The sequence below is a fragment of the Labilibacter marinus genome, assembly GCF_001659685.2.
In the GTDB taxonomy this organism is placed as follows: Bacteria; Bacteroidota; Bacteroidia; order Bacteroidales; family Marinilabiliaceae; genus Saccharicrinis; species Saccharicrinis marinus.
The window spans coordinates 126,038-140,501 of record NZ_LXYE02000019.1 but is presented as its reverse complement, the minus strand read 5'-3'; the positions used below and the strand labels follow the sequence as shown (position 1 = coordinate 140,501).

The 14,464-nt window shown below is 35.4% G+C and carries 16 protein-coding genes; 6 read left to right on the top strand and 10 right to left on the bottom strand.

Annotation, left to right across the window (positions count from 1 at the left end):
* Nucleotides 1-2: 2 nt before the first annotated feature.
* A complete protein-coding gene (locus A8L32_RS08635) occupies nucleotides 3-884 on the bottom strand; it encodes a metal ABC transporter solute-binding protein, Zn/Mn family (protein WP_075590386.1) in 882 nt (293 codons plus the stop codon).
* A 24-nt stretch (nucleotides 885-908) separates the two neighbouring features.
* Entirely contained in the window at nucleotides 909-1,355 is a 447-nt protein-coding gene (locus A8L32_RS08630; protein ID WP_075590385.1) for a Fur family transcriptional regulator, read from the bottom strand.
* 164 nt (nucleotides 1,356-1,519) lie between these two features.
* Here A8L32_RS08630 and A8L32_RS08625 point away from each other — a divergent pair, with 164 nt between their 5' ends.
* The gene (locus A8L32_RS08625) at nucleotides 1,520-1,957 is read left to right on the top strand and encodes a DUF4395 domain-containing protein (protein WP_075590384.1); all 438 of its coding nucleotides are present in this window, start codon (nucleotides 1,520-1,522) and stop codon (nucleotides 1,955-1,957) included.
* On the opposite strand, the gene A8L32_RS08620 is transcribed toward A8L32_RS08625, so the two are convergent.
* The 6 genes from A8L32_RS08620 to A8L32_RS08595 form a co-directional block, all read right to left on the bottom strand.
* The gene (locus A8L32_RS08620) at nucleotides 1,954-2,811 is read right to left on the bottom strand and encodes a LytR/AlgR family response regulator transcription factor (protein ID WP_075590383.1); all 858 of its coding nucleotides are present in this window, start codon (nucleotides 2,809-2,811) and stop codon (nucleotides 1,954-1,956) included. The two genes, A8L32_RS08625 and A8L32_RS08620, sit on opposite strands and share 4 nt — an antisense overlap.
* 428 nt (nucleotides 2,812-3,239) lie before the next feature.
* Nucleotides 3,240-3,713 carry an aminoacyl-tRNA deacylase gene (locus tag A8L32_RS08615; RefSeq protein ID WP_075590382.1) on the bottom strand — a complete coding sequence of 158 codons (474 nt, stop codon included), beginning with the start codon at nucleotides 3,711-3,713 and terminating at the stop codon, nucleotides 3,240-3,242.
* 203 nt (nucleotides 3,714-3,916) lie between these two features.
* Entirely contained in the window at nucleotides 3,917-4,603 is a 687-nt protein-coding gene (locus A8L32_RS08610) for an inorganic pyrophosphatase (protein WP_075590381.1), read from the bottom strand.
* A 130-nt stretch (nucleotides 4,604-4,733) separates the two neighbouring features.
* Nucleotides 4,734-6,272 carry a YifB family Mg chelatase-like AAA ATPase gene (locus A8L32_RS08605; RefSeq protein WP_075590380.1) on the bottom strand — a complete coding sequence of 513 codons (1,539 nt, stop codon included), beginning with the start codon at nucleotides 6,270-6,272 and terminating at the stop codon, nucleotides 4,734-4,736.
* Between the two features lie 161 nt (nucleotides 6,273-6,433).
* Complete coding sequence (locus tag A8L32_RS08600) at nucleotides 6,434-7,741, bottom strand: acetyl-CoA hydrolase/transferase family protein (RefSeq protein WP_075590379.1); 1,308 nt, start codon at nucleotides 7,739-7,741, stop codon at nucleotides 6,434-6,436.
* Nucleotides 7,742-7,976: 235 nt separating this feature from the next.
* Nucleotides 7,977-8,309 (bottom strand): TraR/DksA family transcriptional regulator, encoded by a 333-nt coding sequence (locus A8L32_RS08595; protein ID WP_075590378.1) that lies wholly within the window; start codon nucleotides 8,307-8,309, stop codon nucleotides 7,977-7,979.
* A 111-nt stretch (nucleotides 8,310-8,420) separates the two neighbouring features.
* On the opposite strand from A8L32_RS08595, the gene rluF reads away from it, so the two are divergent.
* On the top strand, nucleotides 8,421-9,152 hold the full coding sequence (gene rluF, locus A8L32_RS08590) for a 23S rRNA pseudouridine(2604) synthase RluF (protein WP_075590377.1): 732 nt from the start codon (nucleotides 8,421-8,423) through the stop codon (nucleotides 9,150-9,152).
* 19 nt (nucleotides 9,153-9,171) lie between these two features.
* Nucleotides 9,172-9,984 carry a nickel insertion protein gene (larC, locus tag A8L32_RS08585; RefSeq protein WP_075590461.1) on the top strand — a complete coding sequence of 271 codons (813 nt, stop codon included), beginning with the start codon at nucleotides 9,172-9,174 and terminating at the stop codon, nucleotides 9,982-9,984.
* A gap of 221 nt (nucleotides 9,985-10,205) precedes the next feature.
* On the opposite strand, the gene A8L32_RS08580 is transcribed toward larC, so the two are convergent.
* Nucleotides 10,206-10,913 carry a Crp/Fnr family transcriptional regulator gene (locus A8L32_RS08580; protein WP_075590376.1) on the bottom strand — a complete coding sequence of 236 codons (708 nt, stop codon included), beginning with the start codon at nucleotides 10,911-10,913 and terminating at the stop codon, nucleotides 10,206-10,208.
* Nucleotides 10,914-11,199: 286 nt separating this feature from the next.
* Between A8L32_RS08580 and A8L32_RS08575 the strand changes: the two genes are divergently transcribed.
* Nucleotides 11,200-11,613: an OsmC family protein gene (locus A8L32_RS08575; protein WP_075590375.1), complete on the top strand. Its 414-nt coding sequence runs from the start codon at nucleotides 11,200-11,202 to the stop codon at nucleotides 11,611-11,613.
* A gap of 51 nt (nucleotides 11,614-11,664) precedes the next feature.
* On the opposite strand, the gene A8L32_RS08570 is transcribed toward A8L32_RS08575, so the two are convergent.
* A complete protein-coding gene (locus A8L32_RS08570; protein ID WP_075590374.1) occupies nucleotides 11,665-12,735 on the bottom strand; it encodes a cupin domain-containing protein in 1,071 nt (356 codons plus the stop codon).
* 110 nt (nucleotides 12,736-12,845) lie between these two features.
* Between A8L32_RS08570 and A8L32_RS08565 the strand changes: the two genes are divergently transcribed.
* Together A8L32_RS08565 and A8L32_RS08560 are read left to right on the top strand one after the other, a co-directional pair.
* A complete protein-coding gene (locus A8L32_RS08565; RefSeq protein WP_143525042.1) occupies nucleotides 12,846-13,643 on the top strand; it encodes a hypothetical protein in 798 nt (265 codons plus the stop codon).
* Between the two features lie 81 nt (nucleotides 13,644-13,724).
* Complete coding sequence (locus A8L32_RS08560; protein ID WP_075590372.1) at nucleotides 13,725-14,462, top strand: TylF/MycF/NovP-related O-methyltransferase; 738 nt, start codon at nucleotides 13,725-13,727, stop codon at nucleotides 14,460-14,462.
* Nucleotides 14,463-14,464 lie beyond the last annotated feature (2 nt).

Sequence of the window (14,464 nt, the reverse complement as noted above, 5' to 3'; positions counted from 1 at the left end):
GCTTAGTTAAGTGCTCCTTCTAATTTAGTTAATAAATCCGTCATTTCGCTATCCCATTCTAAAGACAATGGATTGACCTGGATAACCGGAACGTTTAATTCTGAGGCAATGATTTCTGCGTTGCGCTTGTCAAACTCTTCTTGAATGAAAATAGCCTTGATGTTTAATTGCTCCCCATTGTCAATGAGTTTCTTTATCCACTGTGCGCTTGGCTCTTTTCCTTTGTGCTCTATCGATATTTGATTTAATCCATAGTTTTGAGCTAAATAAGTATACGCTGGATGGAAAATATAAAAGCTCTTGTTTTTAAAGCTATCGCATTTTTGTATGTACTGCTCATTGATAGCTTGGATGGTGCCTTTCAATTCTAGGTTATTTTTACGAATACTTGCTTCTTGCTTTGGAAAGCTCTTTATTAAAGCAGCGGTCGTATTTTCTAATACTTGGAGCATGGTTTTGGGAGATGTCCAAACATGTGGATCAATTCCACCTTTGTGCACATGATCTCCATGCACATGATCTTCGCCTCTAATAAAATCAATACCTGTAGAGGTATCTGAAATTTTTAAATTTGGATTCAAATCTATTATTCTGTCCATCCAAGCTTGCTCAAATCCAATATGTCCAATACGTAGGTACACCTTCGATGAGCTTAAACTTTTAATCTGCAGAGGTGAAGGAGAATATGTTGCCGGACTACTACCTGGAGGGATAAGAACATTAACCGAGATTGAATCCCCCATTAATTTATCGACCAAGTATTTTTGTGGTAATATGCTTACGGTAATATGATCTCCTTTATTTGTAGGTGTGTTACAGCTTCCCAATAAAATTGTGATAATTAAAGAGAGTGCAGTTATGATATTTAGTTGATTGTACTTCATAATTAGTATTCCTTTTTATATTTCTTATTCCTGTATAGTGGATGTGTTATTAATTTCTTTGTTGCATATATTACAAATGCCATCTACAATTAGTTTACATTTTTCTTGAATAAACCCTTCGGGTAAATTGTATGAGTTTATTTTGTGTTGGGGCATGCAAATCACTTTGTTGCATATGTTGCAATGAAAATGCAAATGCTCTTTATTTTTATTGACATCAGTTATACTATGGTTGAAGGCATACGAAACAGTTGAACCGTTAACTTCAATTTTATGTAAAACTTCAAGTTCTACTAGTAATTTAAGATTTCTATAAAGAGTAACTCTATCAGGCTCGTTTAGCTTACTTTCAATTTCCTTCGTATTTAAAGGGTGTTTTGAGTTGCTAAGGATATTTGCTATATCTAACCTGTTAGCTGTAATCTTTATTTTTTTATGCTTAAATATTTTATGGATATCAATTGTAATCATAAGCCTTATTCATTCTTCGAAGGCAAAGATAAGTTTATTCTTTTAAATGCAACAGCGTTGCATTTAAAAGAATAAATACTAAAACTATAGGATATATGGGGTTATTGAATGGAACTTTTTTTAATTACTTTGGTTTAATACATACATAAACTAAATGATAAGATATGAAAAGTATTGTATGTCCTATATCTCCTGATAAAATTGATGAAAATATACCTCGTATTGTTGGAGGCTTGGTAGTATTCATATTATTATTATATGTATTAACTAGTTGGGTGGTTTTGCCTTCTTTTTTAGTCGTAGATTTTTATTTACGAGGTTTTAGTAAAGGGAAGTATAGTTTATTAGCATTGACCGCTCAAAGAATTAGTAAGCTGCTTCCTGTTAAAGGTAAAAAGATTAATAAAGCTCCTAAACTATTTGCTGCCCGTTTAGGTTTTGTATTTACAATAACTATCGCCTTGCTATCTTTATTCGGAGCTCCCATCGTTTCTAATTATTTGGCAGCTATGTTAATTGTTTTTGCTTCGCTTGAAAGTTTAGCTAATTTTTGTGTAGGATGTATTGTGTTTACATTTTTTGTAAAGCCTTACGCAAGTTAAATATTTCCAAAAAGTTGAAATACTTCGTTCATGTAAGTTTTAGATAATGGAACTTCTATGGGTGGGTCAGTTTCCATCTCTAATACATGTATTCCTTTATCGCGACGTATGATTTTTATTTTCTCGAAGTTCACCATGTAGGAACGATGACATCGTGTAATAGGTAGGTCTTTAATCTGCTCTTCCAGATTTTTAATGGTGTTTCGCAATAGAAATGTTGATACAGATGATTTACTGCTGTAGTAAATTGATACGTAGTTATCGGCTCCCTTTAAGTAAAGAATATCATCTAGTTTTAATGAAATACGCATGGTTCCTTTTTCATCTTTAAAAGGAATCATTGTTTTTCCATCTCTGAAAGAGTCTTCGTCCGATTCAGTAAGTTCCTTTATTCTGTGGCTTTTATCCTGCCACGAAAAGTAGAGCCATAATACAGCATATGGTAATAACAATACCAAGGTTGTATTCTGAAAAGAAACTTTAAAGACCTCGTAGAACTCCCGACTATCATTTTTAATAAAGGCCGATTCGTAAATGGTGTAAAATAAGGACATAGATATTACCTCTAGTCCAATGATAGAAAGAAAGGCCCAAAGCTTTGTTCTGATTTCTTTTCTATTGTATTGATATAATATTACTCTAGAAATAACCGCTACAAGTACACCTGTAAGAATGACTAGGCTGGAATAAAAGAATAACTCTTCTGATTTTAAATCCAAACCAAACCAGTTTCTAACATCAAATGGAGAATACAGATTGATAAAAAGCAAAGCAAAACCAGCTGTAAATAAAATCAGCCGAATGATGTTCTTTTTTAATATTAAATACGCTGGTATTTTTTGGTTTAAATCCATTAACGACGAAAGTAAATATAAATATTATCAATTGAGCCATTTAAAAAGGTAAAATTTATTCATTTTCTAGAATCTTCAATCTTAAAAATTAATCCCTCATATGATTATTTCGTCCCTAAATGCCCATTTTAAGCCCGATTAGGTAGGTGTTGTACCATTTATTTGTAGAATGGACTTAGGTTTTGTTTGTTTGTATCGCTATCAAGAAAAACATACTTGTGTAGCTGTCGTTACTTACTCTACTAAACGTAATAGAGGAATTTAACGATGAGAATGATATTTAAAAAATAACTACTATTTTTTTACCCTTTTCGATTTTGCTAGTGCAAAAGAGCTGTTTCAAAACGTTGAAGCAGCTTTTTTGATTTATAGCACTAAAAAAAGCCTTACCTAAGCAGGTAAGACTTTTTCTCTTCAAATTTAGTTTTTTAATAGCTGGCGTGATAAGCAATTTTCATAATAGCTGGTTCAACAAGTCTTTCAAAATCTTCGTACTTCATTTGAATCAACAAGCTATGCGTACCTGCATTAAAAGCTATAAATACATCTTCGCGTAGTGCTTCAGCAACATAAACGGGCATGTCGTATAAATTACCAAATGGTGGCATAGCACCAACTTCACAATTAGGGAATAAATCTTTAAACTCCATTTCAGAAGCTAAACGAATATCCTTAGCTCCAGTCGATTCTTTTAGTAGGTTAAAGTCAACTTGCATGTCTCCAGGTAACACAATCATACACATTTGCCCATCTAATTTCATGATAACGGTTTTGGCTATCTCCTTACCTGAAATATGCGCATCTGCAGCAGTGTGCTGAGCAGTATAAGTTTTGTGGTGTACAATTTTGTTAAAAGAAACATCCTCTTTTCTTAAAAAGGACTCTAGTCTTGATAGTGGCATAATTACTTCCTCCAATTAACAATGATACAATGTATAAAAGTTAAGAAATAATTGCATTAAAGTAAAGAGCGAAGGCCAGTTTATACTTTGGGTGAAAATAAAAACTCCTTACAGTATCCTATAAAAAGGAAGTTGCAAGGAGTGTTATTTTATTGAAGCTAAACTCTTAATTGTGATTAAGAGCTAGGTAGTCTTTTATTGTTCTAATAGTTAGAAAGTGCAGTGCGCAGACTGTCAAACCTAGAGTCGTAATCTTGTGCCGCAAGTTGAATTATTTCTTTTGCTTCTGCTGCATTATAAGTATGTGTAATTTCGCAATCTGCATCTAAACCTGGCATATCTTTATAGGTTAAAAAATAGTGCTTTAGTCTATTTATAACCAGTTGCGGTAGCTCTTCAATGTCTTTCATATCGCCGTATAAAATATCTCCTTTTAATACAGCGATAATCTTGTCATCAGCCTGATTGCCATCAATCATTCTGAAACCACCTATTGGCCTTGCGTGGGCAATAATGTCGCCATGGGGTATTTCCTTTTCCGTTAAAACGCAAATGTCTAATGGGTCACCATCTCCCTTGATTGATTCTCTACCTGACTTTTGCGCACAAAACTCTCCAATTTTGTCGCCGCAAAAGGTTTGTGGAATAAATCCATAAAGGGCAGGGACTACGTTAGAGTATTTTTGTGGTCTATCAATTTTCAGATAGCCAGTTTCTTTATCTATTTCATATTTAATGGTATCCGTAGGAACAACCTCAATAAAGGTGGTTACAATTTCAGGAGCTTCGGTACCAATGTTGATACCATGCCAAGGATGTGATTTATAACGCAATCCCATTAACCTTCCAATAGGGTCCATCAGGCTGTTTGTTGTAAACTCGTCTGCCATAATGATATTAATATTTAGTTTTTAAGTGGCTGCAAAAATATACAAGTATTGATTACTTGATGCTGTTGTACACGAAAAAATCTCATAAATAGCTAATTAGTTAGTTTAACCCTTGATAACAGCAATTGTTTTATCCAACCCAACCTGCTTTATCTAAATTTCTGTATTGAACGGCTTCAGCAATGTGATGTGCTTGAACTTTTTCTGCTTGCTCTAGGTCTGCAATTGTTCTGGATACTTTTAGAATCCGATCGTACGCTCTCGCGGATAAATCTAGTTTTTCCATGGCATTTTTTAATATTTGCATAGCATCCTCTGTTGGTGTGGCAAATTTTCTTTGCAATTTTGAGTTCATTTGTGCATTGCAGAATACATTATTTATGTCATGATATCTTTCACTTTGAATTTTTCGTGCATTGATCACTCTTTGGCGGATTGAACCACTTTTTTCAGAGGAAGTTGCGTTGCTTAGTTCCTTAAAAGGAACAGGAACTACTTCTATTTGTAGGTCGATTCTATCCAGTAAAGGGCCAGATATTTTGCTTAAATATCGCTGCACAACTCCTGGACTACAAACGCATTTTTTTTCTGGATGGTTAAAATAACCACAAGGACATGGGTTCATGCTAGAAATAAGCATAAAGCTGGCGGGATAATCTACGCTAAATCTTGCTCTGGATATACTAATGACTCTATCCTCTAATGGTTGTCGCATCACTTCAAGTACAGTTCTTTTAAATTCGGGTAGTTCATCCAAAAACAAAACACCATGATGCGCTAACGAAATTTCTCCGGGTTGGGGAAAACTACCGCCTCCAACTAAAGCTACATCACTAATTGTGTGGTGCGGAGAACGAAAAGGACGCTGAGTAAGTAAGGCAGTGTTATTCTGAATTTTTCCAGCAACGGAATGTATTTTTGTGGTTTCTAAAGCTTCATCTAAATTTAATGGAGGTAAGATGGAAGGAAGTCTTTTGGCAATCATTGATTTACCTGCACCTGGCGGTCCTATCATCAATAAATTATGCCCGCCAGCAGCGGCAATCTCTAACGCTCGTTTTACTGACTCTTGCCCTTTTACATCTACAAAATCTAAATCATCATTTAATAATTGCTGATAAAATTCGTCTTCAGTATCAACTTTAGTGGGTTCCAGTTTTGAATCTCCATTTAAAAATGAGGCTACTTCTTCAATGTTCTCTGCGCCATAAACATCCAGGCCTTGCACTACAGCTGCTTCTCTTGCGTTTTCTACAGGCAATATTAAGCCCTTAAACCCTTCTTCTTTTGCCCTGACTGCAATAGGAAGTACACCTTTAACTGGTTTTAAACTACCGTCAAGAGATAATTCTCCCATGATAATATAATCCGATAATAGTTCGGAGGGAATTTGATTAGAGGCAGCAAGTATGCCTATAGCTAAAGGTAAATCATAAGAGGAGCCTTCTTTGCGTATATCGGCGGGTGCCATGTTAATAACAATTTTTTTGCCTGGCCATTTAAAGTGGCTTACACCCAAAGCGGATTGAATACGTTGCTGGCTTTCTTTTACAGCATTATCGGGCAAACCGACTAAAAAGAATTTTATACCTTGAGAAAAGTGGACTTCTATAGTGATGGTTACTGCATCGATACCAGTAACTGCTGCGCCAAAGGTTTTAACTAGCATAGGAGTAGGTTTTTGGATGTAATTTACATAAATATAGTAAATATTACTACCGTAGATGCTATTTTAAGAAAGAGATTTAATGAGGTTGACGAGAAAAAAAGGCATAAAAAAAGAGGTTGTTAGGGAAAACAACCTCCTGAAAATCTATAGAGTATTTATTCTTAAATATTCTTATTTACGAAGTGGTAATGAGAACCAAAACGATCGAAAGCAGCTTTGTCAAGATCTTCTCTGTGATCTGGATGAGCAACAGAGGTGATTAATCTAGCTCTTTCTTGCATTGTTTTTCCGTAAAGGTTAACCGCTCCGTGCTCAGTAACAAACCAGTGCATGTTAGCGCGAGTAGTTACAACACCTGATCCTGGTAAAAGGATTGGAGAAATTTTAGATAAACCTTTAGCAGTAACCGAAGGCATAGCAATAATTGGTAAACCTCCTTCTGAGTAACCAGCACCACGGATAAAGTCAATTTGTCCACCTACACCTGAATAGTGAGTTGTACCAATTGAATCAGCACAAACCTGACCAGTGATATCAATAGCTAAAGCAGAGTTGATAGCGGTTACTTTGTGGTTTTTACGAATTATGTCAACACTATTTGTGTGCTTAACATCCATCATAGCAACCATTGGGTTATCATCGATAAAATCGTAAAGTTTTTGCGATCCCATTAAGAAAGATGCTACCATCTTACCTGGATCAATTTGCTTACGCTTACCGTTAACTACTCCTTTTTCTACCAAAGGAAGGATTCCATCAGCAAACATCTCTGTGTGAACACCAAGATCTTTGTGGTTTCCTAACTGTGCTAATACTGCATTTGGAATACCACCAATACCCATTTGAAGACAAGCTCCATCTTCAATAAGCTCAGCAACATTTTTACCAATAGCAACATCAGTATCAGTTAATGCACCCATGTCGTGCGAATATAATGGGCTATCATCTTCAACAAAATAATCAATCTCGTTCATTGGGAAGATAGCGTCACCCCAAGCGCGTGGTACATTAGGATTAACTAATGCAATCACAGTATCTGCACATTCAATAGCAGCTTTAGTAGCATCAACAGAAGTTCCTAAAGAAACAAAACCATGCTTATCAGGAGGTGAAACCATGATTAAAGCAACATTTACTTTAAGGTATCCTTGACGGATCAACTTTTGTGTTTCACTCAAGAAAGATGGAATATAATCCGCGTAGCCAGCTTGTGTTTGCTTACGTAGGTTACCTCCAACAAAGAATTGTTCTGATACAAAAACTCCTTCGAATTCAGCATCAGCAAAATCAACTTTATCTTCAATGTGAATGTGTTGGATTTTTACATCGTAAAACTCCTTGTTACGACCACGTTCAACCATGGCCTTAATTAGTTTGTGAGGAGTAACAGCTACACTACTTAGATGTATCCTGTCTCCCGTTTTAATTACTTTTACAGCTTCTTCTGCACTTACACTTTTATACTGCATGTTAATTTATTTAGAGATATTTTTCTTTAATTTCTCGATGAGCTGCAAAACTAAAACAAATTGCTTAATATGTAGGGCTTCAAAAATGTATTCTACAACATATTAAGTGGCTATAAGTGTTGTGCTAATTACTGAGGAATGTGTTGTTTGTAAAGGGGGTTACCGGAAAAAAGAGAGAAGTGATATCAGATTAGAAACGGTATAAATAGGGTTTGGCTGAATTAAATCGTAAAATTTATTTTTGTGCGCATTTTATGCATTTTCTACTTTCTGGCATAAGTACCAATCTACCTGGCTGAATTGCACCTTTGCAGCTAACGCATATCCCAAAGTCAGGTTCGTTTATGTGATCTAAAGCATAATGTAGTTTCTGAAGCTTTGTTTCTGACTGTCTGAGTGCAGCATCGTTTACGCTCTTGTTGTTGATGGCGTCCATCCTACTTACTCGGCCTATAGCATCATCAGGGGCTATAGCTTGCGTTAAATCTTTTAACGAGTCAATTTTTCGCTCAACAACAGCTATTTGCTTTTCTATTAATTCTTTAATTTCTGTCTTGTTTACTCGCATGCCAATGGTTTCTTTTCTATAAAGCTATAAATTTCTTTAGCCTTAGCAATATCTTGTAAATTCTTATTGCATTAAGTTTTGTTACTTTTGCACCGAATAAAGAGATATGTTATGGCAGTGAAAGAGCCTACTAGAATAAATAAGTATTTAAGTGAAGTTGGTTATTGCTCGCGTAGAGCGGCGGATAAGCTCATTGAATCAAAAAAGGTAACCATTAATGGCAAGGTACCTGAAATGGGAACTAAGGTTTGTGACGGCGACGAGGTTAGGGTAAAGGGAAAACTGATTTCAGAACCTAAGGATAAACCCGTTTATATTGCCTTGAATAAACCTATTGGTATTGTTTGTACTACAGATACACGTGTAGAGAAAAATAATATAGTTGATTTTATCAATTACCCCAAGCGTATTTTTCCTATCGGAAGGTTGGATAAACCTAGTGAAGGTTTAATTTTTTTAACCAACGATGGCGATATCGTAAATAAAATTCTACGTGCTCGTAATAACCACGAAAAGGAATATATAGTAAAGGTAGATAAGCCGATTACGGATAGTTTTATTCAAAAGATGAGTGACGGCGTTCCTATTTTAGATACGGTTACCCGAAAGTGTAAAGTGGATAAAATAGGGAAGTTTGAGTTTAGAATTGTTTTAACGCAAGGGTTAAATCGCCAGATTAGGCGCATGAGTGAGTACTTGGGGTACGATGTTAAAAAGCTAAAGCGTGTTCGTATTATGAATGTGAAGCTGGATGTACCTGTTGGTAAATGGCGATATTTAAGTAAAAAGGAACTAAGTGAGATTAATCGTCTGGTTTCTGAATCGGATAAAACGCATGATTAAAAAAAATAAAAATATTTCTATGCAATTAATATTAGATCCAACAGGAGGAATAGCTGGCGATATGTTTGCCGCTGTATTAATTTCTGCAGGTGCTGATGAAGATCAAATGCTGTATGCACTGACTGCAGCTGCGGATAAAATAGGCAAGTCAAGCATCACGACGCAAACTACAAAAGATGGTTCAACCCGATTGTTGATGGATATTCATCACAATCATGGTCATTTGGCTGCGTCAAAAGCAAGGTTATTGATTGATGAACTATGTGAGGAATTGAGCATTGGTGGTGAGTATGTTGATTTTGCCAAGAAAGTACTAGAGGTTTTAATTGCAGCTGAAAAACAAGCGCATGCCGAAAATACCTTTTTAACAGATCATCACCATGGGCATCATCACCACGATCATGGTCATGAACACAATCATGATCACGGACATCATCATCATGAACATGAAGAAGAGGCTTGGTTGCACGAAGCTCAAGATATTATCATTGATATTGTTGGTGCGGCCAAGGGGCTGCAGTTATTAGGTGCTCCAGTGGTGGCAAGCTTGCTTAAACCAGTTTCTTTAGGGGGTGGAAGAATTAAGTTTTCTCACGGTGAAATGGCTGTGCCTGCTCCGGCTACCAAAATAATTATGGATAAATATGGCATTAGCAATGCCATGGGGCCTTTGGAAGTAGAGTTATGTACTCCAACAGGATCTGCTATTCTTGCGGCACTAGGTTCTGAAATAAACGATTCTTCAAGTGTTGATGATGCGAAATTTGTAGGGAATTCAAGAGGAGGTAAAGATTTAGAAATACCACCTTTAAAATTGTACTTAATAGCATAAGGAAGCTAATAATATAACAGAGCCACTTATGTAATTATTAGGTGGCTTTTTTTGATAGAAACGCTTGATTCATCATCTCTTCTGATAGCATAATTATTAGAATTTGTAGGGCGAAAGTATAGGTAAGATATAGCGGAGAGGATATGGGTAAGATGACTGTAACAACAACAAAAGGCTACCTAAAAATAAGTAGCCTTCTGAAGGTAATGTGTTCTAATATCTTAAACGTAAACGTTTCCTATCTTAATTAACTTAGGGATATTTAGTAGTTTAATTTTTCTACCGTTCAGCTCAATTAGCTTATCCGTTTTAAATTCAGAAAGTAATCTAATAACCGATTCCGTAGCCGTACCAACCATGTTAGCTAACTCTTCGCGGGTTAAACTAATTTGTAAAGTATGATCCTGATCAAGCTCAAAGGTATCCATTAATAATAGTAATACTTCAGCTAATCTTTCGCGTACTGTTTTTTGTGCAATATCCGTAAGGAACTTGTTTGATTCTCCTAGTTCTTTACAAGTAAGTTTCATCAAACCCATTGAAAACATAGGGTTCGATTTTAAAAGAGAAGCTAATACTTCACCAGGAAAATAACAAAGAATCGTGTCCTGAATAACCTTTGTGGTACTGCACGCAAGCTCATCACTAATAACCGACCTGAAGCCAATTAAATCACCACCTTTGGCAAAGCGTATTATTTGTTCCTTACCATCAAAGCCTGTTTTAAAAACCTTTAAAATCCCTTCAACAACTAAAAAGGTACCATTTATTCTGCTTCCTTCATGATAGATTGTACTCCCCCTTTTGTGAACGGTGCTGGTCATCGATTGATTCACCGTTTCAACCTCTTCTTCGGACAACCCTTTAAATATTTCAAAAGCACGAAGATCGACAGGCTCGTTGTATGGAACACTTTGAACATTCTTCATTCCTTATATTTTAATTTTATTTTAGTCTGTAAAAATAGTGTTAATTCACAATAAAGCTAATGTTTTCTTGTATGTCAGAAAACAATAATGGCTTAAAATTGCTTTTTAAGATGAAATAAAATCTCAGAGAGTTTTATTTGCACATTCTTATGGCACAAAGATATAAATAAAGCTGTATATTTATTGGATGTCACATGGGTATAATTTCCCTTAAAAAGAGTAAGTTTATTTTATGTGATATGTTTGTTTTAACTAAATAACCTGTTGAATTTAAAAGTTAGTGATTATGAAAACTACGATAGATCTAAAGTGGTTGGAGAATATGGCTTGGGAAACCGAAGTGAATGGGCATCAACTAAAGATTGATGTTGGCGAAGATAATGGAGGAAACGATACTGGGCCTCGCCCAAAACCCTTAATGTTAGTAGCTCTTGCGGGATGTACTGGTATGGATGTGGTTTCTATTCTTAAAAAAATGAGAGTAAACTATGAAAGTTTAAATATTGAAGTAGAAGCCAATATGCGGGAGGAGCACCCTAAGTATTACGACTCTATGAAAGTGATTTTTAAATTTAAGGGCGAAGATTTACCGATGGATAAATTGGAGCGAGCGGTTCAGTTGTCGGAGGAACAGTATTGTGGTGTTTCTGCTCTGTATAAAATGGCTATCCCAGTTAGCTTTGAGATAAAAGTAAATTAAGAATACGATATTTTAGGGCTCGGAATTTAATTCGAGCCCTATTTTTTTTACTTAAAAAGTCAGTCTTCTAATAATGTCTTTTTGAGATGGGAATTGTTGTACTAGTTCATCTCTTTTTCCAATTTCAAAATCTTCAAAATCGAAACCAGGGGCTACTGCACAACTCACTAAGGTATAGCCGCAACCTTCTTTTATTTCTGCCGAAAACCAGATGTTAGGTTCTACGGTATATTGCAATTTTCCATTCATCTCTTCAGAGAGTTCAATGTGATTATAATTTCCTTTTTCATCAATCATATGAATGATTAATGGCATTCCATCATGGAAATACCAAACCTCCGGCGATTTAATTTTGTGGAAGGATGAAATTTCCTCATTGACTAATAGGTAATGAATCGAAGTAAGCGCATCTCTATCTCCTGAGAAATCGGAGTTCATACTTGATATATCAAGTTTCATATTAGATCGATATACTTCTTTAAACCAACCTCCCTCAGGATGTTTATCCAGTTCAAGGCTGTTGATGTAATGCTGCGCTTTTTCTCCTATAAAGTTTTCGGAAACACTTAGGTGGTTATTGTCCACAAAGTTTTGCAATAAAACTTGTGCCTCTGCTAATTTATCTTCCCAATGTTTAATCGAGTTTTGTCCAATAATATCGGTAACACATTTAATGCCCACAAAAGGAATGTTGTGTACTTTACATACTCTGGCCACAGCAAATGATTCCATATCGAAAACATCACCCGTTCCATCGGCAGAAGTTAAAAACGTATCCCCTGTATTGCAGGTGCTATCGAAATTCCAACCCTTAAAAAAACTGCAATGAGTAATAGTATCGGTAAAATCCTCTTCAAATGGAACGCCAAAGTTTTGAAGTTTTTCCATATCTCTGTCCACAAATTTAGAGCAAAGATGGATAGAGCCAATCTCGTACTTTAGGGTTCCAGCTGTACCAATATTTAAAACAACATCTGGCTTGTGTATTGCTATAGATCGCTCCACAGCTAATGCTGCACTTACCTTGCCAACTCCAGTTCGGCAATAATGAAATTTGCATTGAGGCATTTGTACATGAACACGTTCTTCCTCTACGGCATAAACTATTAATACATTCAACATGGCTTCGTATTTTTTACAAAATTAGCATAATATTAAAAATGATAGGTCTGCTTTTTGTTAATTAAGATGCCTTGATTAAAAAAAAACTAAACAAGCAAAAAACTATAACCATGCTTAAATACCTAAATGTAATACTTACTATTTTAGTGACCATCCCGTGTTTTTCTCAAAATGATAAAGCTCAAAAACATTACATGGGAGTAAATGTAGGGTTAGATCCCTTTAATGTTCTAAAAGTAGCAGCTAAGTCGGTTTCCAATTATATCGATGATTCACCATATCAGTACAATGAAGATGATGAAATTGGTTTTATGATTATGGTGCTAGGAGGATATTATAAATATAAGCCATATAAAAAAGTAGATTTTGATGCAGGTTATAAATTGTGTATGTCTTCTTTGGGTAATGTTGATGGGGCCGATGATCAATTTGAATATAGATACAGAACAGGAGCGGACCATCTTTTATATACGCGAGTAAATTACAATTTTGAAAATGTGCATCAAGAGGGTGTTGGACATATATCAACCTCCTTTGAGATGGGTTGCATGTGGACGCCAGGTCAGTTGCGTATATACCCTAAAGGTGAGGAGACATACGAGCAGTTTAAAATAAGAGATAATAGCCTGTTTTATGAATTTAAGGTGGGCTATAAATACGGATTCGAAAATAGTACTTTGGCTTTTAATATTGCCATTAATAATGCACCATACCAAGATGGGGTTTTAGCAGATAGAAACAGTAGAGGTTTGGATAATCAATACGAAACTGGTCCTGCTATAATGCTTGGTATAGATTATGAATTTGGTTTTAAACGAAATAAAGCAAAAGCAAAGCAAGCTAAGCGAAAACGAAAGAACAGAGATATTATTAAACAATATGGAGGAGAGACCAATAGTTTATTTTAATTCGCATCATTTCTTTAGGATTATACCTGTTTGCATCTCAATTTTTAATATTTTGTGCTCTATACAAAAGTGAGCATTTTCATGAATACTATTTTATACATTAATCTACTTATTATAAATATAGTGGCTTGGTTGGCCATTAGCTATTTTTGGAGTTTCTGGAATTTTAAATTGTTCAAGCCTTTTCAATGGCTCGAATTAACCAAACAGAAGAAAGTTTCTGGTGAGATTAAAGCTATAGAGCGAAAGTTTAAGGATAGAAATCGTTTTTATAGTATTTGGTTTATTTTAGAGGGAATTAAAAATAGAAATATTGAAGGTTGTTTGGCCGAGGTGGGCGTGTTTAAAGGTGAGACAGCAAAAGTAATTCATCATTTATTGCCTCAACGACAATTATATTTATTCGATAGTTTTTCAGGGTTACCTGCTCAGGTAATAAGGGAAGATTGCGATGGTACAGTTCGTCCGCAAACGGTTAATTTTGAACAGACCAGCAAAGAAGGCGTAGAGAAATATATCAAGGGTAATGGAAACATTGAAATTCGAGAAGGAATTTTTCCAGATACAGCTCAGGACTTAAGCGATAAAACTTTTGCATTTGTACATCTCGATGCCGACTTATATCAATCTACATTAGATGGGCTGGAGTTTTTTTATCCGCGTTTATCGCCAGGAGGTTCAATCCTTATTCATGATTATAACCACAATTGGGAAGGCGTTAGAAAAGCGGTTGATGAGTTTGAACTTACAGTTCCTGAGCAGTTTGTGGAGCTGATGGATATGTATGGTTCTGTATTGCTGACTAAAAATAAATCTTAAAT